Raw genomic sequence first — 21,955 nt, 5'->3', positions numbered from 1 at the left:
AGCGTGATGGGAGAAAGCCATGGTCAGTCTATCTGCCAAGCCTCTAACTCTGGAAGACTTTCTACAACAGCCGGAAACTCAGCCCGCCAGCGAGTTCATCAAAGGAGAAATTATCCAGAAGCCCATGCCACAGGGAAAACATAGCCGTCTCCAACTAAAACTGGGTAGCTTCATTAACGAGATGTTGGAGCCTTCTCAACTGGGAATGGCATTTCCAGAGCTGCGCTGCACCTTCGCCGGATATGCGATTGTGCCCGATATTTCTGTGATCCCCTGGGATCGGATCCCTGTGGATGAAGATGGCACCATTCAAAATCTCATCCCCTTTTGCCCGTATTGGATGATCGAGATTTTCTCTCCCAATCAAAATCAAATGAAGCTGGTCAAAAAAATCCTGATCGGTTTGGCCCACGGCTGCCAAATGGGGTGGGTGGTGGATCCCGAAGAAAGGGTTGTTTTCGCCTACCCTGCCGGGCAGCAGCCGACAGTACATGAGGATCCCCAAGAGGTGATCCCCGCTCCTGCGTTTGCCCAAGGGATCCAACTGACAATTGCAACTTTGTTTGGCTGGATGCAAGTTCAAGCTGGTGAGGGCCGCAAGCCCAATAGGGGATAGAAAGGGAGTGGATCCCTTTCCGACCCTCAGTTCTCATCTCAATTCAACATTATTATTCAGTTGTTGTAGAGGGCAGGGGCTTGGGCAACCGTCTCACCAGTTTGAGGCAGCTCCTGCCGCAGCAGCGCCACCAAGGCGTTGGTGGATTGGTCGTAGAGGCTGGTCACCAGCTTGGGATAGAGGCCAATGCCGATGATTGGGATCAACAGGCAGGCGATGATGAACACCTCGCGTGGCTCGGCATCCACCAACTCTTCGTGTTCGGTGAGCTCTTTGTTCTCTGGGCCAAAGAAAATCTGCCGCAACATCGACAGCAGGTAGATGGGGGTCAGGATCACCCCAACTGCTGCCAGGAAAACCACCACCAGCCGGAAGGGGAGAGAGTAAGCATCGGTGGTGGCCATGCCGATAAACACCATGATCTCGGCCACAAAGCCGCTCATGCCGGGTAGGGCTAGCGAAGCCAGGGAGCAGGCGGTGAACATGGAGAAGATCTTGGGCATCTTCAGGCCAACGCCGCCCATTTCCTCCAGCTCCAGCGTATGGGTGCGGTCGTAGGTGGCCCCCACCAAAAAGAACAGGCTGGCCCCGATCAGCCCGTGGGAGATCATCTGCAGCATGGCGCCGCTCATGCCGATCTCCGTCAGGGATCCGATACCGATGAGCACGAAGCCCATGTGGCTGATGGAAGAGTAGGCGATCTTCCGTTTCAGGTTGCGCTGGGCGAAAGAGGTGAGGGCCGCAAAGATGATGTTCACCACCCCCAGCACGATCAGCACCGGCGCAAAGTAAAGATGGGCATCCGGCAGCATGCCCGCATTCATGCGCATCAGGGCATAGCCCCCCATCTTGAGCAGGATCCCGGCCAGCAACATGTGCACCGGCGCAGTGGCCTCGCCGTGGGCATCAGGCAGCCAAGTGTGCAAGGGGAAAATGGGCAGCTTCACCCCATAGGCAATGAGGAAGGCCCCATACATCAGCAGTTGGAAGGTGAGCGGATAGGTCTTGTGGGCCAGATCCGTCATGTCAAAGCTGATGGGATCCCCGTAGAAGGCCATAGCCAGACCTGCCACCAGGATAAACAGGGAGCTGAGAGCCGTGTAGAGGATGAACTTGGTGGCCGCATACAGGCGGTTGTATCCCCCCCAAATGGAGAGGAGCAAGTACACCGGGATCAGCTCCAATTCCCACATCAGGAAAAACAGCAACATGTCCTGCACGGCAAACACCCCGATCTGCCCGCCGTACATGGCCAGCATCAAAAAGTAGAAGAGGCGAGGTTTGAGGGTGACCGGCCAAGCGGCCAAGATGGCTAGGGTAGTGATAAACGCCGTGAGCAGGATCAGGGGCATGGAGAGGCCATCAGCCCCCACCGACCAACTCAAGCCCACTTGGGGTACCCAGGTGTAGCGCTCCAGCAGTTGCAAACCTGTCTGGCCGGGATCGTAGCCGACATAGAAGCCGGCCAGCAGAATCAGCAGATCCGTGACCGCAATGAACAAAGCAAACCAGCGGATCCGCTCGGCCAACTTTTGTGCGTAGGCGCGGGTACTGGGATCCCCAGCCGGTGCTGGGATCAGGGGAATAAATAGGGCGGCCAACACAGGGTAAGCGATGACCGTGGTCAGCCAAGGAAACTCGTGCAAGCTGGGCAGCGCCATGGATGTAACCTCGCTTGTGCCATACCATCAGGGGGATCCCTGCCGGCTGCAATCCGACAGCCCTTTACCAGAATCGCCCTTGAGTATCTATGCTTAGCAAATCTACAGGATTATCTTAAGGCTCCCTCTCCCTTTGCGTTGGGATCCCTGGGATGGAGCAGATGCATGGGTGGATGTTGTACCCGAAAATCAAAATATAGTCTTCCACTGTTCTCACAAGGTAACCGATCTCATCATGCCTCAGCCCAAACTGATCATCCACGGCGGAGCCGGCAGCGCCCTGGAAGGGGAAAGCAGCCTGGAAAAAGTGAGGGGATCCCTGCAGCAGGTGGTGGAGAGCACCTACGAGCTGCTGTTGGCTGGGCAGAGTGCCGAGGCGGCGGTGATGCATGCCTGCCAGTTGCTGGAGGATGATCCGCTCTACAATGCCGGGACGGGGTCGGTCTTGCAATCGGATGGGCAAATCCGCATGAGCGCCGCTCTCATGAACGGGGCCACCCAGTCTTTTAGCGGGGTGATCAACGTCAGCCGAGTTCAGCATCCCATCCTCATGGCCCAGGCTCTGCAATCAAGCCCGGATCGCGTGGTGGCCGAACAAGGGGCAGCAGAGCTGGCGCGGGAGCTGCAGTTGCCGGTCTATGACCCGGCCACTCTCAAGCGGGTTCAAGAGTGGGTGCAGTTGCGCCAAACCCATCCCCCAACTAGGGTTCTCACTGCTCTGGCCATGGGCACGGTGGGGGCGGTGGCGCTGGATCAACAGGGGCAAATCTGTGCCGGCACCTCCACCGGCGGGCGGGGGTTTGAACGGGTGGGGCGAGTGAGCGATTCGGCCACTCCAGCGGGAACCTATGCCAGTGCGGCGGCGGGGGTCAGTTGTACTGGTGTCGGGGAAGATATTTTGGATGAGAGCTTGGCGGCGCGGATTGTGATTCGAGTGGAAGATGGCCTCAGCCTGAAGGCTGCCATGGCCAAGTCTTTTCAAGAGGCCCGCCAACGTCGCCGCTCCTTTGGGGCCATTGCTCTATCGCGCTCGGGCGAGATTGCTTGGGATACCACCACCGACCTGCTGCTGGCCGCCTACCACGATGGGCAGGGGATCGGCTTGACGATCTAAACTTCTAGCCGGGCTTGCGGGATTAGACCTGGACAAGCCTGAGGCGGTTGGATAAGAGTAGGATAAGAGTAGAAATAGTACTTAAACAAACCAAGTCTGCCCCCTGGCGGGCCACTGTAGAGCGTTTATGGCACTTCACGCGGAGTTGCACCGTCATTTGGGCGGTTCGGTTGTCCCCCGAATTCTGTGGCGCTATTTTCACCGCCAGGGATCCCCTTTGGCAGAGCGCTTTCCCACCTATGCCGAGTTTGAGGAGTTCTACACCCGCCCGCGCAACACCCTCGAGGATTACCTGGAGCTGCACACGCTGGTGGAACAGGTGCAGACCCTGGAAACCCTGCCCTATTTTATCTACCGCCTGCTGCGGGGAGCCTACATCTTTGAGGATCTGGCCTACCTAGAGATTCGCTACACCCCCTACCTGCGCACGGATCCCAGCCTGGATGAGGCGGAGCGCCTCAAGCAGATGCGCCAGGTAATCGAGACGGTGGGGCAGGCCAGCCAGCAGCGGGAGTATCCCATCGTCACCACCCAGATCGTCTGTTTGCATTCACGCCTGCCCAGCCACATCAACCGAGCCATGGTGGAAGCTGCCGCCGAGTCGGAGTATGTGTGTGCCATCGACCTGGCCGGGGGAGACAAGCCCTACGGTGAACGGATGGACGAGTGGATTGAGCTGTTCAAGTATGCGCTGGCCCGCGGCCTGAAAACCACTGCCCACCTGTACGAAACTTTGGATGGCTGCTACCCACAGTTGCTGCCCTATGTCTCGCGGATCGGCCACGGCATTCAGATCCCCCTCCACTATCCAGAATTGCTGCCGGAGCTGGCACGGCGAGGACAATGCCTAGAAGTTTGTCCCACCACCTATCTAAAAACGGGAACCCTGCCCAGTTTGGAGCCCCTCAAGATTGTCTTTGACCGCTGCTTTGAGGCGGGGGTGGATATCGCCATCTGCACCGACAACGCCGGCTTGCACAATGTGCGGCTGCCGTTTGAGTACGAAAACCTGCTAACCCACGACATTATCGATTTCGAGCAGCTCAAACACTGCCAGGAAGCAGCCTTTCGTCACGCTTTTGCCTGGCCCTATAAGGGGCGTCCGGCCTCATTGTTGTCGGAGTTACAGCAGGGGGTATCTGCTTCTTTGGTGGCTCTCTGATCCCCTCAGCGGGACGGAGTCTTTATTCTTCATCCGAGCTTCTTGAGAATAGGGAAGGGATCCGTAACAGAGACAGGGGCAGCTTTCGCAAGGGAAATAACGGCTTGGATCCCTTGCCCAGAGCGATGTTGAGCGGCATCCGAGGGTGGATGAAGCCCAACAGAATCCAATGCTGAGTCTACTGAGCCAAGCATGAAGGTCTATATCAGTGCCGATATTGAAGGGATCGCCGGCATCAGCCATTGGGATGAGGCCACCATCGGCCAGCCGGGTTACGAGCCATTCCGAGAGCAGATGACCCGAGAAGTGATCGCGGCTTGTGAGGGATCCCTGGCTGCCGGAGCCATGCAGATCACAGTCAAAGATGCCCATGACTCCGGGCGGAACCTCATCCCCGAACGGTTGCCGGAGCCGGTGCAACTCATCCGCGGCTGGAGCGGCCACCCCTACTGTATGGTGCAAGAGTTGGATCGCAGTTACGATGCCCTGCTCCTAATCGGCTATCATGCCCGCGCCGGATCTGCTGCCAACCCCCTCGCCCACACCTACACCACCGAAGTTAGCCAAATCCGGCTGAACGGCCAGGCCATCGCCGAGTTTCACCTGGTCAGCCTCACGGCTGCCTATGAGGGAGTCCCAGTTGTGTTTGTAGCCGGAGATGCGGAGGTGTGTGCCGCAGCGAAAGCTTATGACGCCCAAATCGAGACGGTGGTCACCCACAAAGGGATAGGCCAGTCGGTCATTACGCCACATCCGCAGCAGGTTCTACAGGCCATCCGCCAAGGTGTAGAGGGATCCCTGAGGCGGCTGCCGGCCTACCGGCCTCGCCCACTGCCGGATCACTTTCAATTGGAAGTGGACTACAAGGATCCCGCTCGCGCCTACCGCAAGTCTTTTTATCCCGGCTGCCGGTGGGTTGCCGATTCCACGGTTCGGCTGGAAGTTTCCGACTGGTTTGAGGTGTTGCGGGCTTTGGAGTTTATTGTGCTCACCTAGCCAGGGATCCAAGCGGCATCTCGATGAGGCGAGCGGCGGCTTCCCTGAGGCTGGTCTCGGAAAGGTCAGACAGCTCAATCCGGGCCCGAAGGCGATTGAAGTTTTGCTGCAGCCCGTGTCGATAGGTGGGGTCGTAGTGCTGCTCCAGCAACTCCTGCACAAACTGCGGCCACTCTTGGGCGTCGATCAGCTCAAACCAACGCTGCAGGCGGGCCTGGCCAAGACGGGACTTCAGAGGCAGCAATTTTTCCTTCAGCGCTTGGGGGTGAGCAATCCAGTGGGGATAATGGGCGATCAGCCCCTTCACCCGCTCCTCTAGAGGCAACTGCACTTCGACACAGTCGGCTTGGGTGAGGGCTTGCCAAAGGGCAGGCGGCAGATGGAGCTGGCCCACTTTGGCACTCTCAGCCTCCACCCAGACTGGCTTGGCGGGATCCCACTGGAGAAAAACCTGCACCAGTTGACTTTCAAAGCTCTTCTGACTGGGCTGCGGCACCCCCCACTCGGCCCCCAGAAGGGATCCCCGGTGACAGGCCAGCTTTTCCAGATCGAGAACTTGGGATCCCTGTTGGCGCAGATGGTGAAGCAACTGGGTTTTGCCACTCCCTGTTGGTCCGCAGAGCACTCGGTAGGTAAATTCCTGGGGCAAGATCTGCAGCTGTCGGCGCACCCAGGCCCGGTAGGTTTTGTAGCCACCTTGCAAAACCGTAACCTGCCAGCCCACCTGGGACAACACCAATGCCAAGCTGGCAGAGCGCTGCCCTCCCCGCCAGCAGTAGATTAGGGGCCGGTAATCGCGATCTTTATCGGCAAAATGGGTTTGCAAGTGGCGACTGATGTTCTGGGCCACCAAGCTTGCCCCTCGTTTGCGGGCTGTAAAGGGATCCACCTGCTTGTAGAGCGTGCCCACCTCTGCCCGTTCTGTATCGTAGAGTACAGGCAAGTTGATGGCTCCCGGCCAATGATCCTCTGCGAACTCTGCCGGAGAGCGCACATCGATAATTTCGCTGTAGGTGTGCAGCCAGGGCTCTGCAGTGAAGTGAATCGGAGGAGACACAAACCTGCGGATAGAAATGGCAAGCTGTGTTCTATCTTGGCAGGGTTCTGGCCAAGGCTCACCGCCCCAGCTTTAACTTGGGAGAGCCGAGGTCAAGCGCAGGGTGACCCGAAGGCTTGGGTTGGATATCCCTCTTGATTGGGCTTTTGCTCTTTCTTTGCTCTTTATTGAATTGATTTGCCAGAGGTGCTATGGGATCCTATATTGCGGCAGAACCTTACCCCTATCCCTACAACGGTGACTTACGGCCTGAGAACACCGCCCTGATCGTCATCGATATGCAGACCGATTTCTGCGGGGTAGGTGGCTATGTAGACAAAATGGGCTACGACATTTCCCTCACCCGTGCCCCCATAGAGCCGATCCGACGGGTTTTGGCGGCAATGCGAGCCCTGGGTTTTTTCATCGTGCATACCCGCGAAGGCCATCGCCCCGATCTATCAGATTTGCCGGAAAACAAGCGCTGGCGCAGTCAACGCATTGGGGCAGGCATTGGGGATCCCGGTCCCTGTGGGCGCATCCTGGTGCGAGGAGAACCCGGCTGGGAAATTATCCCGGAACTGGCTCCTCTGCCAGGGGAGGTGATCATCGACAAGCCGGGCAAAGGCGCTTTCTATGCCACCGATCTGGACTTAATCCTGAGGCGCAAAGGCATCCAAAACCTGATCTTGACGGGCATCACCACCGATGTATGCGTCCACACCACCATGCGAGAAGCCAACGACCGGGGCTATGAATGTTTGTTGCTATCCGATTGCACAGGTGCCACAGACTACGGAAATTATCTCGCTGCTCTGAAGATGATCCAGATGCAAGGGGGGGTTTTCGGGGCAGTTGCCGATTCAGGTGCCCTGATAGCAGTACTTCAGGAACTCAAAACCGACTAGACCTCGTTTCTTTACGTGTCTTTACGTGAGACACCCAAACCAGGAGATCTTGACCAACCATGACTACCACTGCCCAAACTGAAATCTCAACAGCACGGAAAGCCCCCCCGGAACTGGAGGTCGTCAACCTCACCAAGCGATTTGGATCCCTGTTGGCCCTAGACCACGTCTCGATGAAACTCAAGCCGGGATCCCTTCATGCCTTACTTGGGGAAAACGGAGCCGGGAAAAGCACCCTCGTCAAGTGCGTGATGGGCTTTTATCATGCTGACTCTGGCGATGTTTGCATTGATAAACGAGCTCGTGCCATCCACAGCCCACGGGATGCCTATCACTACGGCATTGGCATGGTGTACCAACATTTCACCTCTGTACTCGCCATGACTGTGGCGGAAAACTTGGTCTTGGCCCGCCCAGATTTGCCTTTGGTGATTGACTGGAAAGAAGAGGAGAAAAAGCTGGCAGATTTTATGGAAACAGCCCCTTTCCAAGTCAACTTGCGGGCTTTTGTTTCCGAACTATCGGCAGGAGAAAAGCAGAAGGTCGAGATCCTCAAGCAGCTTTATTTGAACACCAAGATCCTGATCTTGGACGAGCCTACTTCTGTGCTCACGCCAGAGGAAGCCGACGAAGTCTTGGGCCTTGTGCGTCGTTCGGTGGAAGCTGGCGACCTGAGTGTATTGCTCATTACCCACAAGTTTCGCGAGGTGAATGCCTTTGCCGATGAGGTGACGGTGTTGCGACGTGGGAAGCTGGCCGGCCATGGACAAGTGAAAGATTTATCCACAGCAGAAATGGCCGAAATGATGCTGGGCCGGCAACAGGTGCAGATCCAGTTGGAGAAAGCCTTGGTCAAAGGGGGATCCCCTCTGCTGGAAATTGAAGGGATCCAGGCTGACAAGGACAATGGCTTGCCCGCTGTGCGGGGGGTGACCCTGACTGTTCATGGAGGTGAGATTGTGGGAATTGCCGGCGTTTCCGGCAACGGCCAGCGGGAGTTGATGGAAGTCTTGGCCGGGCAGCGGATGGCTACAGCCGGGCAGATCAAGATCAACGGGCAACTGTACAGGGCCACCCGCGCAGAAATGGTGCGCCACCGGGTTTGCTGTTTGCCGGAGGAACCTCTGAGAAATGCCTCGATCCCCAACATGAGCGTTGGCGAAAACTTGGCCCTGCGTCGTTATGACCGGGATCCTATGGCCAAAGGTTGGATGTTGATCTGGCAAGAGATTTGGCGCTCTGCCCGCGCGTTAATCGAGCAATTTAAGGTGAAAACGCCTGCAGCCCAAACTCCCATCAGCCACCTGTCGGGGGGTAATGTCCAGCGAGCCATTTTGGCACGGGAACTCGCCGGAGATCCACAAATTTTGATCGCCGCCAATCCTTGTTTTGGTCTGGACTTTGCGGCAGTAGATTACATTCACTCGCAGATTGTGGATGCTCGTAACCGAGGAGTTGCCGTCTTGCTGATCAGCGAAGATCTAGACGAGCTTCTCAAGCTCTCCGATCGTTTGCTGGTGATGGCGGGCGGTCGGATCGTCTATGAAAGTCCTATCAGCAGCGTGGATCTCAAAGAAGTTGGCCACAAGATGGGCGGACATTAAGCATTAAGTGATTTGGTAAGTAATCAGCAGCGAATATGACATGGCTTCCCCTCAAATGGAGAGGTGAGCCCGAACTTTTTCTTCGTCCATTTGGTCAGTCGGCCCCTCCATGATAAGGGATCCATTTTCCATAAGATAAAAGTAATCGGCCAGACTTTGGGCAAACTCAAAATACTGCTCCACCAGCAACACCGAAACGCCCCGCTCCTTTTGAATACGGGTGATGGCTTCTTCAATCTCGATGATGATGGAGGGTTGGATCCCTTCTGTAGGCTCATCCAGGAGCAAAAGTTTGGGCTCTGCCACCAAAGCTCTGGCGATGGCCAGTTGCTGCTGCTGCCCACCGCTCAAATCCCCACCCAGCCGTTTAAGAAAAGAACGCAGAATTGGGAATAGGTCATAGACAAACTCAGGTATGATCCGTTCTCTGTCCGGTGCCGCTTCTAGCCCCACCAGCAGGTTTTCCTCAACCGTTAGGCGGGGAAATATCTCTCGACCTTGGGGTACATAGCCAATACCGGCGCGGGCTCGCCAATTGGGAGGGTAATGGTTGATAGGACGGCCCTCAAAAGCAATTTTGCCTGTGCAGTCTTTCAGAAGCCCCATCAGGGCTTTAAGCGTGGTGGTTTTGCCCATGCCATTGCGACCCAGAAGGCAGACCGCTTGGCCGGGAAAGATCTTAAAAGAGAGATCCTTTACAATTAAACTCTGACCGTAGTAAACCCTCAAATCGGAGACCTCCAGAAGAGGCCCGGATCCATCTCGGGATAAGTTTTGTGTTGCGGTCGCGTTTTCCGTATTCATGGGCCTGCGCATGGGTCAGTTAAAACAGGGCTATAGCTTTTTGCTTAGTTTTTCGCCTTATGGGATCCGAGATAGACCTCAATAACTCGCGGGTCGTTTTTCACATCCTCAAAGGTACCTTCGCACAGCACCGAGCCTTGGTGTAAAACAGTAACCTTACGGGCAATTTGCCGGACAAATACCATGTCATGTTCAATCACCAAAATGGTGTGGCTTTGGGCTAAGGATTGAATCAACTCCCCTGTAGCTTCTGTTTCTTTATCTGTCATCCCGGCTACGCATTCATCGAGCAGCAGCAAATCCGGATCTTGAGCAATCACCATGCCGATCTCCAGCCATTGCTTTTCTCCGTGGGAAAGCAGCCCTGCCGGAACCCGATCCTTACGGCTGAGGCCAATGGTTTCCAAAAGAGCATCCGTTTTTTCTCGCAGATGCTTTTTGCCCAATAGGGTGGAAAAAACCCTTTTGTCAGGGTTGAGGGATAGCTCCAAGTTTTCTCGCACGCTCAAGTTTTGATAGACCCGCGGCGTCTGAAACTTGCGCCCAACACCCAAAATCGAGATCTCATGTTCCTTGAGCTTGGTCAGATCTTTTCCTTTAAACAGCACCCGGCCTCGAGTAGGCTTAACCTTGCCCGTCAGCACATCGAGAAACGTAGTCTTGCCTGCCCCATTGGGGCCGATGACCACCCGCAGCTCCCCTTCCTCCAGAGAGAAGTTCAGCCTGTCCAAAGCCTTGAAGCCATCAAAGCTGACGGTGAGATCCTGAGTTTGTAAAATTTGTCGGGTGGCGGTGGGAGCTGAAGTAAGCATGGGGATCACATCCAAGAACGGAAAGGGCAGAGGGCGAACAGGGTTCTTAACCCATCACACTCAACCCATCAAATAAATAAGAGAGGACACTTGGCATCGCTGGCTTACCCATCAGATCTGGGATCCTTTTACTCTGAACTTGCACCTTGCGTATGATGCACATCGACAGAAAGCCAGATTTAAGCTGGGGAAGTATCTGCCAAGCGCCTGCGCCAAAGCTGGACAGTGACCCAAAGCTGCCTGCCTTGGGTGCGCACCCAACCCACCAGTCCATCCGGCAACACCAGCACCACCAGCAGGAACAATCCCCCTTGGAAAAACAACCAAATTTCGGGAAAACTTTCGCTCAGCAAGCTCTTGGCAAAGTTAACCAACAGAGCCCCCAGCACCGCCCCCACCAAACTGGCCCGACCGCCCACCGCCACCCAGATTACCATCTCAATGGAAAAGGGAACGGCCATCGCATTGGGAGAGATGATCCCAGTTTGCAAGGTAAACAAAGCTCCGGCAATGCCTGCCAGGGCAGCAGACACGGCAAACACCAGAACTTTAAAGCCGGTGGGATCGTAGCCGGAAAAACGAACCCGCGGCTCGTCATCTCGAATGGCTACCAGGATCCGACCGAATAAGCCGCTGGTGAGCCAACGACAGAGAAGGTAAGCCAAAACCACCGCCAGAACTGTAGTGACATAGACAGCAAGGCGCATTTCGGACGAGTTGACATCTAGGCCAAACAAAGTCTGGAAGTTGGTCAGGCCGTTGGTGCCGTTGATTAAGCGCTGTTGGCCGTTGAAGAAGTTAAAGAAAATGATCGTGGTGGCCTGAGTTAAAATGGAAAAATAAACCCCTCGGATGCGATTTCTCACCACCAAATACCCCAGGGCTGCCGCCACCAAAGCCGGGATCAAGACCACAGCAACAGCCGTAAACGGAAACGAATAAAAGGGATACCAAAACCAGGGCAATTCCGTTACCCCATAGAGGCTGAAAAACTCCGGTATCTGACCTTCCGGCAATTGCAATTTCAGGTGCATCCCCAGAGCGTAGCCCCCCAAGGCAAAGAACACCCCATGCCCCAGGCTGAGCATGCCGGTATAGCCCCAGATGAGGTCGATCCCCAAAGCTACAATGCTGAGGGCCAGAAACCGCCCCAACAAGTTGAGCCGAAAGCCAGACAGCACAGTTGGGGCCACAAAGATCAAGGCCAGCACCAAAACGATGAGGATCCCGGCCTCCCACAGAAGCTTGCGAGAAGAATTGGGATCCCCACCCGCGGCGGGAGCAGCCACTTCATGATCAGCACGGGGGGAATGAACCAGTTTCATGGGCTTTGTGAGGGAGTAGAAGATGGAGAGTCTGGTCCTAGAGTTTTCGCCAAGCGAGATCATTCCCTAGGCATCCACCATACGACCTTTTTCGGGGAAAAGGCCCCGAGGTCGCACCTGCAAAAAGGCCACGATCAAAGCAAAGACCATCACCTTGGCCATGCTCGTGGTGGCAAAAAAGTTGAGGGTATCGGTCAGGATGGGCACGTTGGGAAAAATCAAAGCCAGCGTCCCTGAGCCGATGACAAAGTTGGCAATCCCGATCCCAAGCGCCGCCACAATACTGCCTAAGAGCTTACCGACACCCCCCACGACGACCACCATAAAGGTATCCACGATGTAGTTCTGGCCGGTGTTCGGCCCCACGGATCCCAGCAGGCTGACCGCCACGCCGGCTACTCCCGCCAGACCCGAACCGATGGCAAAGGTAAGGGCATCCACCTTTTGCGTAGGGATCCCTACACAGGCACTCATGGCCCGATTCTGGGTAACCGCCCGGATGCGCAGCCCCCAGCGGGTGCGCTGCAAGAAGAAGTACAGCCCTAGGATGCAGAAGACAGTGAGGGCGATGATAAACAGGCGGGTATTGGGCAAAAACAGGCTGCCCACCGGGATCCCACCCCCCAGCCAACGGGGAGCGGTCACATCTTTGTTCTGGGCTCCAAACCAGGGTTGAGTGACTGCTAAAGCATAGGTTTGCGCCAGCACCCGCCCCCCCACCGCTGCAATGGCCGTGGAAAGCACCAGTAGCAGCGCCAGCGTCCACCCTTTGAGGCGCGGCCAATCCGTTCGCCTGGCCAAGAGCCACCAGCCGCCAAAAAAGAGCACCGCGAAGGCCCCCAAGCGGAAAGCCAGCACCCAATTGACGCTGCGCACAAACTGCTGCAGGATCAGGCTCACGCCCCAAGTGGCCAAAAGGGTCTCCAAGGGTCGGCCATACAAAAAGCGAATCACCCCCCGCTCCAGGGCTAGTCCCACCAGAGCCGTGACGGCAAAGGCAGCTACCAAAGCTGGAAAGATGTACAGATCCCGCCAGGGATCCCCTAGGGGACGAAAGGCATTTTGAACCACAAAAGTGGTGTAGGCCCCCAACATCATCAGCTCCCCATGGGCCATGTTGATGACCCCCATGAGGCCGAAAACAATGGCCAAGCCCAGAGCGGCTATCAGCAAGACGGTGCCGATGCTAAGGCCGTTAAACAAGCTATCCAAGAGCAAGGTCATCGGCAGGGGATCCTCCTTCCAACTTGACCGGGGAAGCTTCTTAAGCGGCAGAGCGGGATCCCCGACCCTATCCAAACGGCAAGGGATCCCAGCCCTGGCCAGGACTAGCTGACTTTGACTTTGTAGCGACCGCCCTTGGCCGGATCTGACCAATCGCAGGCAAAGCCCTTGGTCTCTGCCACAAACTGGTTCCAGGGCTGCGGCTCCACGGCATCCGTAGAAAAGATGACATCAAACAAACCGTCAGAGCGCACCTGGCCGATCCGCACATACTTGGTCAGGTGGTGGTTGGTGTTCATGGTTACCAAGCCTTCTGGGGCATCAAAGGTCTGGCCATAGGCTGCCTGCCGCACGGCGTCGATTTCCACTGTTCCCGCTTTTTCCACTGCCTGCTTCCAGATGTAAACCATGATGTAGGCGGCTTCCATCGGGTCGTTGGTGACGCGGTTTTGGCCGTATTCTGCCTTGAAAGCTTCCACAAACTTCTTGTTGGCAGGCGTATCCACCGTCATAAAGTAGTTCCAGGCGGCAAAGTGCCCTTCCAAAAATTCGGGGCCAATGGCCTGCACCTCTTCTTCGGCAATGCTGACGGACATGGAAGGATAACGATCCGGCCCCAGCCCTGCCCCTTCCAGTTGTTTGAAAAAGGCCACGTTGCTGTCGCCGTTCAAGCTGTTGTAGATCACACCGCCATTGGGAAGAGCGGCCCGGATCTTGCTGATGATGGGAGTAACTTCTGTGTTGCCCAAAGGCAGATAGTCTTCACCCACCACCTTGCCCCCCAGGGCTTCCAACTGGGCCTTGATGATGGTGTTGGCCGTGCGGGGGAACACGTAGTCGGATCCCACCAGGAAGAACTCTTTGCCCTTGTTCTTGAGCAGCCATTCCACCGAAGGCTCGATCTGCTGGTTGGGGGCAGCGCCGGTGTAGAAGATGTTTTTGGAGCACTCTTGTCCTTCGTACTGCACGGGATACCAGAGCAGGTGCTGCTTGGATTCAAACACCGGCAAAACCGCTTTGCGACTGGCCGAAGTCCAGCAGCCGAATACCGTTGCCACCTTGTCCACATCGATCAATTTGGTGGCTTTCTCGGCAAAGGTTGGCCAATCGGAAGCGCCATCCTCGATAATCGGCTCGATCTGCTTGCCCAAAACCCCACCGGCGGCATTGATCTCTTTGATAGCCAGCTTTTCGGCATCCACCACGCTGGTTTCTGAAATGGCCATGGTGCCGCTGAGGGAGTGCAAAATGCCAACGCGAATGGTCTCTCCCTGGGCGTAGGCGGGCACAGACCGCTTCACCCAGATCTGCGGCCCCAGGGCCGCCCCGGCTCCAGCCAGAGCGCCCATTTTCAGCACTTGACGACGATTAAAAGATTGAGCCATCGGTGATCTCCGAAACGAAGTGAGTGCAAAGGGTGTTAAGAAGTACAGTTGCAGCAGCCCGGCCAACGGGGGGGAAGCACCTAGCTCATCACCTCGCCCATGTGTTAAATTTGCCCAACTGCAGTCGGCTGAGGCTTTCACCGAATGCCTTCCCAACATCAACAGAGGAAAAGGCTAATCCTGCAGTCGAGAAAGCGTCGTGCGTCCCTGTTGCCTTAACGTGTTCCATCAAACCCATTCGGCCCGGAGAGAATTGTATCGTGGGATACCTTTTCCCAGAATCCGAGCCCTTTCCCCGCAGGCTGCAGGCAGAGGCAGGGATCCCTTGCTGCCGGCATAATAGGGGTTCTGGGGTGGAGAATTAACAGCCTATGGTTCAGCAGGCCGGCTATGGATCTTGGCGATCCCCGATTACCGCTGACCTGGTGGTGACGGGATCCCTGCGCTTGGGACAGATGGTTTGGGATCAGGGGGATCTCTACTGGACGGAGGGCCGCCCGCAAGAAAAAGGGCGCAATGTGTTGATGCGGCGCTCTGCCGACGGGATCCTGGTGGAGCTGACACCGGCACCTTTCAATGTGCGGACACGGGTGCATGAGTATGGGGGTGGAGCTTATTGGGTGTCGGCAGGGGTAGTGTATTTTTGCAACTTCGCTGACCAACGGCTCTACCGCCTGCTGCCGGGTTCGGATCCCCAGCCCCTGACAGAAGCAGGCCCCTATCGCTACGCCGACGGGGTGGTGGATCGGGCGCGTGGACGCATCCTCTGTGTGCGGGAGGATCACAGCCGCCAGGGAGAGCCGGAAAACAGCCTTGTCTCGATTGACTTAGCAAGTGGATCCCAGCAGATTTTGGCTTCTGGGCACGACTTCTACGCCAGCCCGCGCCTCAGTCCAGACGGCCAGACCTTGGTATGGCTGACCTGGGATCACCCCCAGATGCCCTGGGATGGGACGGAACTGTGGCGAGCAGAGGTGGCAGCAGATGGCACTCTAGGAGAGCCCCAAAAGCTAGCCGGTGGCCCTGCCGAGTCGATCTTCCAGCCCCAGTGGTCACCGCAAGGGGATCTCTACTTTGTTTCCGATTGCAGCGGCTGGTGGAACCTCTATCGCTGGGATCCCCAGAGATCCCTTCCCCTCTGTCCTATGGAAGCAGAGTTTGGAGAACCCCAGTGGGTGTTCGGCCTGAGCACCTACGGCTTCTGTGGCGATGGGCGCATCCTGGCCTGTTATGAACAAGACGGGCTGTCTCATCTGGCTTATCTGGATCCCCATTCAGGACAGTTGGCAGGGATCCCCTTGCCCTACACCCAGATCAGCGGTTTGCAGGTGAGTGGGGAAAAAGCCGCTTTCCTGGCCGGATCCCCGACGGAAGCCACTGCCTTGGTCTGCCTAGACTTACCCTCCAGCCAAGTGGAGGTGGTGGCCCGTTCCAGCAGCGTGGCGGTGGATCCCGACTATCTGTCGATCCCAGAGCCCATTGTTTTTCCCACCGGTGGCGGCAAGGAAGTGGCCTACGCCTTCTTCTATCCCCCCAAGAACCGAGACTTTGTTGCCCCTGCTGGCGAAAAGCCACCCCTGCTGGTGAAAAGCCACGGCGGGCCCACCGGGGCGACGGCAGCCGTGCTCAACCTGGGGATCCAATACTGGACCAGTCGGGGGATTGCCGTTTTGGATGTGAACTACCGGGGCAGCAGCGGCTACGGACGGGCCTATCGGGATGCTCTCAAAGGCCGGTGGGGCCTGGTAGATGTGGAAGATTGCATCGCCGGATCCCAATTTTTGGCAGAACAGGGCAAGGTGGATGGGGAACGGCTGCTCATTCAAGGGGGCAGCGCTGGCGGCTATACCACGTTGGCGGCCTTGACCTTCCACGCCGTCTTCCGAGCAGGTGCCAGCTACTACGGGGTGAGCGATCTAGAAGCCCTGGCCCAGGAGACCCACAAGTTCGAGTCTCGCTACTTGGACAGCCTCATTGGCCCCTACCCAGAGCGACGGGATCTCTACCGGGAGCGTTCCCCCATTCATCACCTGGAGGGCCTCAATTGTCCGGTTATCTTCTTCCAAGGGTTGGAAGACGCCATCGTGCCCCCCAATCAGGCGGAGAGGATGGTGGCAGCCCTACGGGCCAAAGGGATCCCAGTGGCCTATGTGCCCTTCGAGGGAGAGCAACACGGCTTTCGCCAGGCGGCCAACATCAAACGGGCCTTGGAGGCAGAGCTTTACTTTTATGCCCAGGTTCTGGGGTTTCCGCTGGCAGAACCTTTTGAGCCGGTTCGGATCGAGAACTTGGACACCTGATGATGACTGCTCAATGGGTCGAATAGAAAGGGATCCCGTCCCATCTATGGCCCATTGTTGCTCCACAACGCTGTCGCGACAGAGCAGCCCCTCTATGATGGACTTACCAGCCAACCCGGATGGAGTCATCGATATTGCTCCGCAACACTGTCGCGACTGCTGGTAAGAGAGCTGGTCATGAGCGTCAGTAGCCCTTCCTTCCGTGAACTGCCCATCTTAGAAAGCGGCGATCGTCTCACCCGCGATGAGTTTGAACGGCGCTATCAAGCCATGCCTCAGCTCAAAAAAGCCGAGCTGATTGAGGGAATTGTTTACGTGGCATCTCCCCTCAGATATCGCCGACATGGCAGACCACACAGCCACATCATGGCCTGGCTGGGAGTTTATGAAGCAGCAACGCCGGGGGTTGAGTCGGCGGGCAATCCAACCGTTCGCCTGGACTTGGACAATGAGCCGCAGCCAGATGCCATATTGCGGATGCACGAATCTTGTGGGGGACAGTCCCGCATTAGCGAGGATGACTACATTGAGGGTGCACCGGAGCTGATTGTGGAGATTGCCGCCAGCACAGCTTCCTACGACCTGCATGATAAGCTGCGGGCCTACCGGCGCAACGGCGTGCGGGAATATCTGGTCTGGCTAACCCAAGAGCAAGCCTTTCGCTGGTATGTCTTCCAGAATGGAGAGTACGTGCAGCAACAGCCCAATGAGTTGGGCGTTTTGTACAGTCGGGTGTTTCCGGGGTTGTGGTTAGCCGTGGACGCGCTGCTGACGGGCAACATGCAGCAGGTGTTGGGTGTGCTGCAAAGGGGAATTGAGTCGGAGGAACACCGAGAGTTTGCAGCGCGGTTGGCAACCCGAGAAGCAGAGGCTGGAGCCTAGGCCATGAGTCGGAGGGACGGGTTTGCGCTCGCAAAGGCTCAGGTTAATGGCTGTGGGCCAACAGGTTGGGCTCGAAGACAGCCATCTCCAACCGAAACGGGATCCCCATGTGGGCCAGCCAGTCCTGCAGCGGATCATCGGCCAGCGCCAGGATCTGCCCTTGGGGGGAAACGTGGGCCGGACGGTGCCAGTTGCCCAGTTGATGAATCACTTGGCCCATCTGGATGGGGTTTTCAGGTTGAATCAAGAGCACCGGTTCGGGTTGGGCTCTGACCCGAATGTGTCGCTGCGCATCCGCATAGAGCAGATCCCCATCGTGAAGATGGGTGCCGCGGGGCAGCATCAGCTGGATCTCGGTGCCCCAGTCGCTCACCAGCCGTTGCCGGGATCGCTGGCGGTCGTGCCAAGTGAGGGCAACCACTTCCAAGTGGCCGGGGATCCCCTCTGGCGGCTCGTCCAGCAGTTGCATCACCGTAATGGCCGCGGGCTCCTCTCCCGCAGCATGGGCATCTTCGCTCATGTTAGGGACTCCAGATACTGGCTGAGGTCTTCTTGAAGGCGAGAGAACTCCACCTCAGTGGAAAAGCGCAGCCCTTCCGTTTTCACAGTAACCAAGACCTTGGCTGCGTGGGGGCCGACCCAGATGTTGGGGTTGCAGAACATCTCCAAAGAGAAGTCGGCAGCAGAATGATGAAACTCAACCGGATCCTGAGGCTGCTGCCGGGAGCTGCCCGAGCGAACCTTGAGCCGCTCCAAGAGGATTTGCAGGGCCTTGTGCCATTGTTGTGCCACCTCTGGCGAAAGGGAGAAACTGGCCGAGCCGGTTGCGAAGTTGAGGGCAAACTGAGGAAAATGGGTAGTCATGGAGGCCCGTACCGTTCGCGAAGCGTCCTTTGGAGGGCAGCATTGGACAACAACAGTATCTTACGTCAGCTCTTGCTAATGGGCGTGGGCACAACCACTCTGCTGGCAGAACAGTTGAGAAAGGCTGCCGACGACTTGGTGCAGAAGGGGCAGCTCAACCCAGAAGAGGCATCCAATGTCATCAACAACCTGCTCAACCAGGTGAAGGCCGAGCAGAGTAACTTTGAATCCTACGTTCAGCGGCAGGTGCGCAACGTCCTGCAGGATCTGGGCGTGCCCCGCCAGTCGGAAATGGACGAGCTGCGCGGGCGGCTGGATCGGCTGGAGCGGCAGGTGCGCAATTTGGAAAATCAGGTTTACCGCCGGTAGCAGAGCCAAGCCTTCCCTGTTTGCCGTTGAAGCTGGCCCATCGGCAGCCGGGCAGGGTCTTGCCGAGCCTGCCAATCTCCTGAAGCCAATCCCCAGTCGAGTCCAAGAGTTCATCGAAGTTCCTATGCCAAGCGAAGTTTTGACCATCACAGGCCGAGGGATCCCCCTGCCGGGCAACGACATTGACACCGACCGGATCATCCCAGCCCGCTTTTTGAAGTGCGTTACCTTTGATGGCTTGGGCCAGCATGTGTTTGCCGACGACCGCGCCCAGGATCCCGGCCAGCACCCCTTTGATCAACCCCAGCACCAGGGATCCCAGATCCTTGTGGTCAATGCCAATTTTGGCTGTGGCTCCAGTCGGGAGCATGCGCCCCAAGCGCTGGCCAAGTGGGGGATCCGCGCCCTCATTGGCGAAAGCTTTGCCGAGATCTTCTTCGGCAACTGCTTGGCTCTAGGGATCCCTTGTGTTACGGCACCCCCGGCTGTGATTCAAGCCCTGCAGAAGGCGGTGGCGGAAAATCCCCAGCTCCAGTTGACGCTGGATCTGCCCAACAAACAGGTGCGCTGGGAGGCAAATACCGCTGCTGTGGAGATCCCCCAGGGAGCCTGGCAAATGCTGGTGCAGGGCACCTGGGACGCCACAGGACAACTGCTGGCCGCTCAAGCTCAGATTCAGCAAGTAGCCGCTTCTTTACCCTACGTGCGTTGGCAGCGAGCCCGTTGAGCAATCCTCTCCCCCCTGATACCCATACATGGCTGGGCAGTGCTGACCCAGATTTTCTGGATTTGGCGATCCGGGAGATAGAAGCTGCGGATCCAGAGGCTGCCGTGCAGCGGCTAAAGGAAGCACCTGGCTTGGTGTGGGTATGCAGCCAACGCTCATTTGCTGACCTGGCTGAGGCTTGGCAAGCTGACCCGCCCATTTTTTTACGCCACATCTGCCCCATTCACCAAGAACGGCGGCTATCTGGGGGATCCCCAGTTGAATTGCGCCTTGATGGGGAAATGTTGGCAGCCATTGACCCCGCCCTCAGCTTTTCGGTTCAGACGCGCCTGTTTGGAGAGCCGGCTCTCAAGCCCTTCCAGGTCAATGAAACCCTGGCCGAACAGGTGATGGCAGCGGTGGGATCCCCCCTGCAGGTCAAAGACCCCCAGCAGGTAATCTCGGTGGTGATCCTGGCTCAACCGATGGGCATTCGCGCTTGGCTGGGCCTATCCTTGGCTGCCCAGAACCTCTCCAACTGGGCCGGTGGGATCCATCGCTTTCGGCGGGATCCAGAGCAAATCAGCCGCTCCGAGTTTAAGCTGCTGGAGGCCATCCAGGTGTTTCAGATTCCCTTGGTGCCGGGGGGACAGGCTCTGGATCTGGGGGCAGCGCCGGGGGGATGGTCGCGCATTTTGCGCCTATATGGCCAGCAGGTCACAGCAGTGGATCCGGGGGACTTGCACGAGCGCCTCAGCCAAGATCCGGGGATCCGCCACCATCGCCTCAGCGCCCAAGCCTACTTGGCCCGTGGCCCAGGCCGGTTTCACCTCATCCTCAACGACATGCGCATGGATGGCCCGGCTTCCGCCCACCTGATGGTGGCTTTTGCTCCCCATCTGCAGCCACAGGGGAGAGCTGTGATGACCCTGAAGCTACCCCACCAACACCGCCTGCGGGTGCTGCGGCAAAGTTTGGAGATCTTGGGTAGTGCCTTCCCCCTGGTGAGGGCCCGCCACCTGTTTCACAACCGCAGCGAAGTCACCCTCTACTTGGGGATCCCTGCCCCTCAATCTGCCGTTTCCACCACCTGAATCTCCCGACGGAGCACCATTTCGCGAATGGACTCCAGCAAGCCTATCTCTTCGGGGGAGATTTTGCCGTTGGCCCGGATGGCGCTGACGATTTGATCCACCTCTGTGCGGGTGAGCTTCTTGTCTTCCAAGGCTCGATCCACCAGCGCTTGCAATTGCGAAAACTCCATAAGGCTCCTCTTGCTTGAACAGGTCTTGTCGCCTCATCTCCTCATCCAAGCTACCCGCCCTGACCCAAATCTCCTGCAAGCGCAAGATTCTCTTCAGGTATCCTAAAGAAAACGTGAAACCCACCGAGAGGAAGACATCATGGCTGGCCCGGATCCCAGGAGCACTGCGCACGATTGCGCCACCCTCTGTCGAGATGGCTGTGTCTTGGGAGAGGACTGCCCCCACCGAGAGGCGGCTCGCCAAGCCGTGGCCTTTGTCATGAGCACCGACTGGGAGACCTTGATGCGGATCGCCGAATCCAAGAACCTACCCAAAAGCTCCCCTCAGGAGGAGATGGATCCCCTGCAGTTTTTGGAGAATTACCGCTTGGGCGGGTAAGCCCCAACCAGTCTCCCTAAGGACAAGGGATCCCTGCTGAGGATCCAGGGGTTTTGAGCCATACTGAGTTAGGTGGGATCCCTGGATTCTATGGTTTGGCCTTGGATCATCATCGGGTTAGTCCTCATTTCTGCCGAATTGTTTTTGCCAGAATTGGTTGCCGGCTCGGTGGGGCTGGCGGCGCTCTTGGCAGGGCTTTTGGCTTATTTGGGGCTGCCGATCTGGGTACAATTTGCCAGCTGGATTGGGGCATCGGTGGTGTTGATTATCCTCAGCCGCCGTCTGGTGCCCCATGGATCGGTTCAGGTAGAGGAATCTCGCGAGGCGCGGGCAATCACCCCCATTCCCCCAGGCGAACGGGGGCGGGTTTCTTATCTGGGTTCCACCTGGAACGCCAAGTGCAGCATTCCCAACCTGGAAATCCAAGCCGGACAGGAGCTCTACGTGGTGGAGCGACAGGGAAATACCCTCATTGTCATGCCGGCCAAGATGCTCAAGTCCTGAAGCGGACAGATTCTTTTGTTCCCCTGTTGATCTGAGGGAG

General features: G+C 57.2%; 23 protein-coding genes. 13 read left to right on the top strand and 10 right to left on the bottom strand.

The window, feature by feature from the left end:
- Nucleotides 1–19: 19 nt before the first annotated feature.
- Nucleotides 20–616, top strand: coding sequence for a Uma2 family endonuclease (locus tag ACVWYZ_RS04050; RefSeq protein WP_457466174.1), 597 nt, complete (start codon nucleotides 20–22; stop codon nucleotides 614–616).
- Between the two features lie 56 nt (nucleotides 617–672).
- Here the strand turns inward: ACVWYZ_RS04050 and ACVWYZ_RS04045 are convergent, their stop codons facing one another.
- On the bottom strand, nucleotides 673–2,277 hold the full coding sequence (locus ACVWYZ_RS04045) for an NAD(P)H-quinone oxidoreductase subunit 4 (RefSeq protein ID WP_414357523.1): 1,605 nt from the start codon (nucleotides 2,275–2,277) through the stop codon (nucleotides 673–675).
- Between the two features lie 235 nt (nucleotides 2,278–2,512).
- Between ACVWYZ_RS04045 and ACVWYZ_RS04040 the strand changes: the two genes are divergently transcribed.
- From ACVWYZ_RS04040 to ACVWYZ_RS04030, 3 genes are all read left to right on the top strand, one after another.
- Nucleotides 2,513–3,391 carry an isoaspartyl peptidase/L-asparaginase gene (locus ACVWYZ_RS04040; RefSeq protein ID WP_011433592.1) on the top strand — a complete coding sequence of 293 codons (879 nt, stop codon included), beginning with the start codon at nucleotides 2,513–2,515 and terminating at the stop codon, nucleotides 3,389–3,391.
- Between the two features lie 127 nt (nucleotides 3,392–3,518).
- Nucleotides 3,519–4,553 (top strand): amidohydrolase family protein, encoded by a 1,035-nt coding sequence (locus tag ACVWYZ_RS04035; RefSeq protein WP_414357521.1) that lies wholly within the window; start codon nucleotides 3,519–3,521, stop codon nucleotides 4,551–4,553.
- A gap of 192 nt (nucleotides 4,554–4,745) precedes the next feature.
- Complete coding sequence (locus ACVWYZ_RS04030; RefSeq protein WP_457466172.1) at nucleotides 4,746–5,549, top strand: M55 family metallopeptidase; 804 nt, start codon at nucleotides 4,746–4,748, stop codon at nucleotides 5,547–5,549.
- Here the strand turns inward: ACVWYZ_RS04030 and mnmH are convergent.
- Complete coding sequence (mnmH, locus tag ACVWYZ_RS04025; RefSeq protein WP_457466170.1) at nucleotides 5,542–6,606, bottom strand: tRNA 2-selenouridine(34) synthase MnmH; 1,065 nt, start codon at nucleotides 6,604–6,606, stop codon at nucleotides 5,542–5,544. The genes ACVWYZ_RS04030 and mnmH overlap by 8 nt on opposite strands.
- A 191-nt stretch (nucleotides 6,607–6,797) precedes the next feature.
- On the opposite strand from mnmH, the gene biuH reads away from it, so the two are divergent.
- Together biuH and ACVWYZ_RS04015 are read left to right on the top strand one after the other, a co-directional pair.
- Nucleotides 6,798–7,493 (top strand): biuret amidohydrolase, encoded by a 696-nt coding sequence (biuH, locus tag ACVWYZ_RS04020; RefSeq protein ID WP_011430738.1) that lies wholly within the window; start codon nucleotides 6,798–6,800, stop codon nucleotides 7,491–7,493.
- A gap of 59 nt (nucleotides 7,494–7,552) precedes the next feature.
- A complete protein-coding gene (locus ACVWYZ_RS04015) occupies nucleotides 7,553–9,097 on the top strand; it encodes an ABC transporter ATP-binding protein (RefSeq protein ID WP_414357519.1) in 1,545 nt (514 codons plus the stop codon).
- A gap of 51 nt (nucleotides 9,098–9,148) precedes the next feature.
- Here the strand turns inward: ACVWYZ_RS04015 and urtE are convergent, their stop codons facing one another.
- The 5 genes from urtE to urtA all read right to left on the bottom strand — a co-directional run bounded on the left by urtE (nucleotide 9,149) and on the right by urtA (nucleotide 14,647).
- Nucleotides 9,149–9,913: an urea ABC transporter ATP-binding subunit UrtE gene (urtE, locus tag ACVWYZ_RS04010; protein ID WP_457466168.1), complete on the bottom strand. Its 765-nt coding sequence runs from the start codon at nucleotides 9,911–9,913 to the stop codon at nucleotides 9,149–9,151.
- A 32-nt stretch (nucleotides 9,914–9,945) separates the two neighbouring features.
- Nucleotides 9,946–10,713, bottom strand: a complete 768-nt coding sequence (gene urtD / locus ACVWYZ_RS04005; protein WP_457466166.1) for an urea ABC transporter ATP-binding protein UrtD — start codon at nucleotides 10,711–10,713, stop codon at nucleotides 9,946–9,948.
- 179 nt (nucleotides 10,714–10,892) lie between these two features.
- On the bottom strand, nucleotides 10,893–12,101 hold the full coding sequence (gene urtC, locus ACVWYZ_RS04000; protein ID WP_457466164.1) for an urea ABC transporter permease subunit UrtC: 1,209 nt from the start codon (nucleotides 12,099–12,101) through the stop codon (nucleotides 10,893–10,895).
- A 3-nt stretch (nucleotides 12,102–12,104) separates the two neighbouring features.
- Nucleotides 12,105–13,262, bottom strand: a complete 1,158-nt coding sequence (gene urtB, locus ACVWYZ_RS03995) for an urea ABC transporter permease subunit UrtB (protein WP_414416924.1) — start codon at nucleotides 13,260–13,262, stop codon at nucleotides 12,105–12,107.
- Nucleotides 13,263–13,366: 104 nt separating this feature from the next.
- Nucleotides 13,367–14,647, bottom strand: a complete 1,281-nt coding sequence (gene urtA / locus ACVWYZ_RS03990; RefSeq protein WP_457466161.1) for an urea ABC transporter substrate-binding protein — start codon at nucleotides 14,645–14,647, stop codon at nucleotides 13,367–13,369.
- 371 nt (nucleotides 14,648–15,018) lie between these two features.
- Between urtA and ACVWYZ_RS03985 the strand changes: the two genes are divergently transcribed.
- The gene (locus tag ACVWYZ_RS03985) at nucleotides 15,019–16,947 is read left to right on the top strand and encodes a S9 family peptidase (protein WP_457466159.1); all 1,929 of its coding nucleotides are present in this window, start codon (nucleotides 15,019–15,021) and stop codon (nucleotides 16,945–16,947) included.
- Between the two features lie 177 nt (nucleotides 16,948–17,124).
- On the top strand, nucleotides 17,125–17,829 hold the full coding sequence (locus ACVWYZ_RS03980) for a Uma2 family endonuclease (RefSeq protein WP_041436634.1): 705 nt from the start codon (nucleotides 17,125–17,127) through the stop codon (nucleotides 17,827–17,829).
- Between the two features lie 43 nt (nucleotides 17,830–17,872).
- Here the strand turns inward: ACVWYZ_RS03980 and ACVWYZ_RS03975 are convergent, their stop codons facing one another.
- Entirely contained in the window at nucleotides 17,873–18,349 is a 477-nt protein-coding gene (locus tag ACVWYZ_RS03975; protein ID WP_457466157.1) for an urease accessory protein UreE, read from the bottom strand.
- Entirely contained in the window at nucleotides 18,346–18,693 is a 348-nt protein-coding gene (locus ACVWYZ_RS03970) for a hypothetical protein (protein WP_414408832.1), read from the bottom strand. Before ACVWYZ_RS03970 ends, ACVWYZ_RS03975 begins: the two co-directional genes overlap by 4 nt.
- Before the next feature lie 42 nt (nucleotides 18,694–18,735).
- On the opposite strand from ACVWYZ_RS03970, the gene ACVWYZ_RS03965 reads away from it, so the two are divergent.
- The 3 genes from ACVWYZ_RS03965 to ACVWYZ_RS03955 all read left to right on the top strand — a co-directional run bounded on the left by ACVWYZ_RS03965 (nucleotide 18,736) and on the right by ACVWYZ_RS03955 (nucleotide 20,862).
- Nucleotides 18,736–19,062, top strand: a complete 327-nt coding sequence (locus ACVWYZ_RS03965) for a phasin family protein (protein ID WP_011433607.1) — start codon at nucleotides 18,736–18,738, stop codon at nucleotides 19,060–19,062.
- Nucleotides 19,063–19,186: 124 nt separating this feature from the next.
- The gene (gene leuD, locus ACVWYZ_RS03960) at nucleotides 19,187–19,789 is read left to right on the top strand and encodes a 3-isopropylmalate dehydratase small subunit (RefSeq protein ID WP_457466154.1); all 603 of its coding nucleotides are present in this window, start codon (nucleotides 19,187–19,189) and stop codon (nucleotides 19,787–19,789) included.
- The gene (locus tag ACVWYZ_RS03955; protein ID WP_457466152.1) at nucleotides 19,786–20,862 is read left to right on the top strand and encodes an SAM-dependent methyltransferase; all 1,077 of its coding nucleotides are present in this window, start codon (nucleotides 19,786–19,788) and stop codon (nucleotides 20,860–20,862) included. The genes leuD and ACVWYZ_RS03955 overlap by 4 nt, the downstream gene beginning before the upstream one ends.
- Here the strand turns inward: ACVWYZ_RS03955 and ACVWYZ_RS03950 are convergent.
- On the bottom strand, nucleotides 20,838–21,032 hold the full coding sequence (locus tag ACVWYZ_RS03950; RefSeq protein WP_457466150.1) for a hypothetical protein: 195 nt from the start codon (nucleotides 21,030–21,032) through the stop codon (nucleotides 20,838–20,840). The two genes, ACVWYZ_RS03955 and ACVWYZ_RS03950, sit on opposite strands and share 25 nt — an antisense overlap.
- Before the next feature lie 139 nt (nucleotides 21,033–21,171).
- Between ACVWYZ_RS03950 and ACVWYZ_RS03945 the strand changes: the two genes are divergently transcribed.
- Nucleotides 21,172–21,411 carry a hypothetical protein gene (locus ACVWYZ_RS03945; protein WP_011433611.1) on the top strand — a complete coding sequence of 80 codons (240 nt, stop codon included), beginning with the start codon at nucleotides 21,172–21,174 and terminating at the stop codon, nucleotides 21,409–21,411.
- A gap of 90 nt (nucleotides 21,412–21,501) precedes the next feature.
- The gene (locus tag ACVWYZ_RS03940; protein ID WP_414346738.1) at nucleotides 21,502–21,915 is read left to right on the top strand and encodes an NfeD family protein; all 414 of its coding nucleotides are present in this window, start codon (nucleotides 21,502–21,504) and stop codon (nucleotides 21,913–21,915) included.
- The last annotated feature ends 40 nt before the right edge of the window (nucleotides 21,916–21,955 follow it).

It is taken from the genome of Thermostichus sp. MS-CIW-37 (assembly GCF_054060065.1).
Note: the sequence above shows the minus strand (reverse complement) of the source record. Positions and strands in the feature narration are given on the sequence as shown.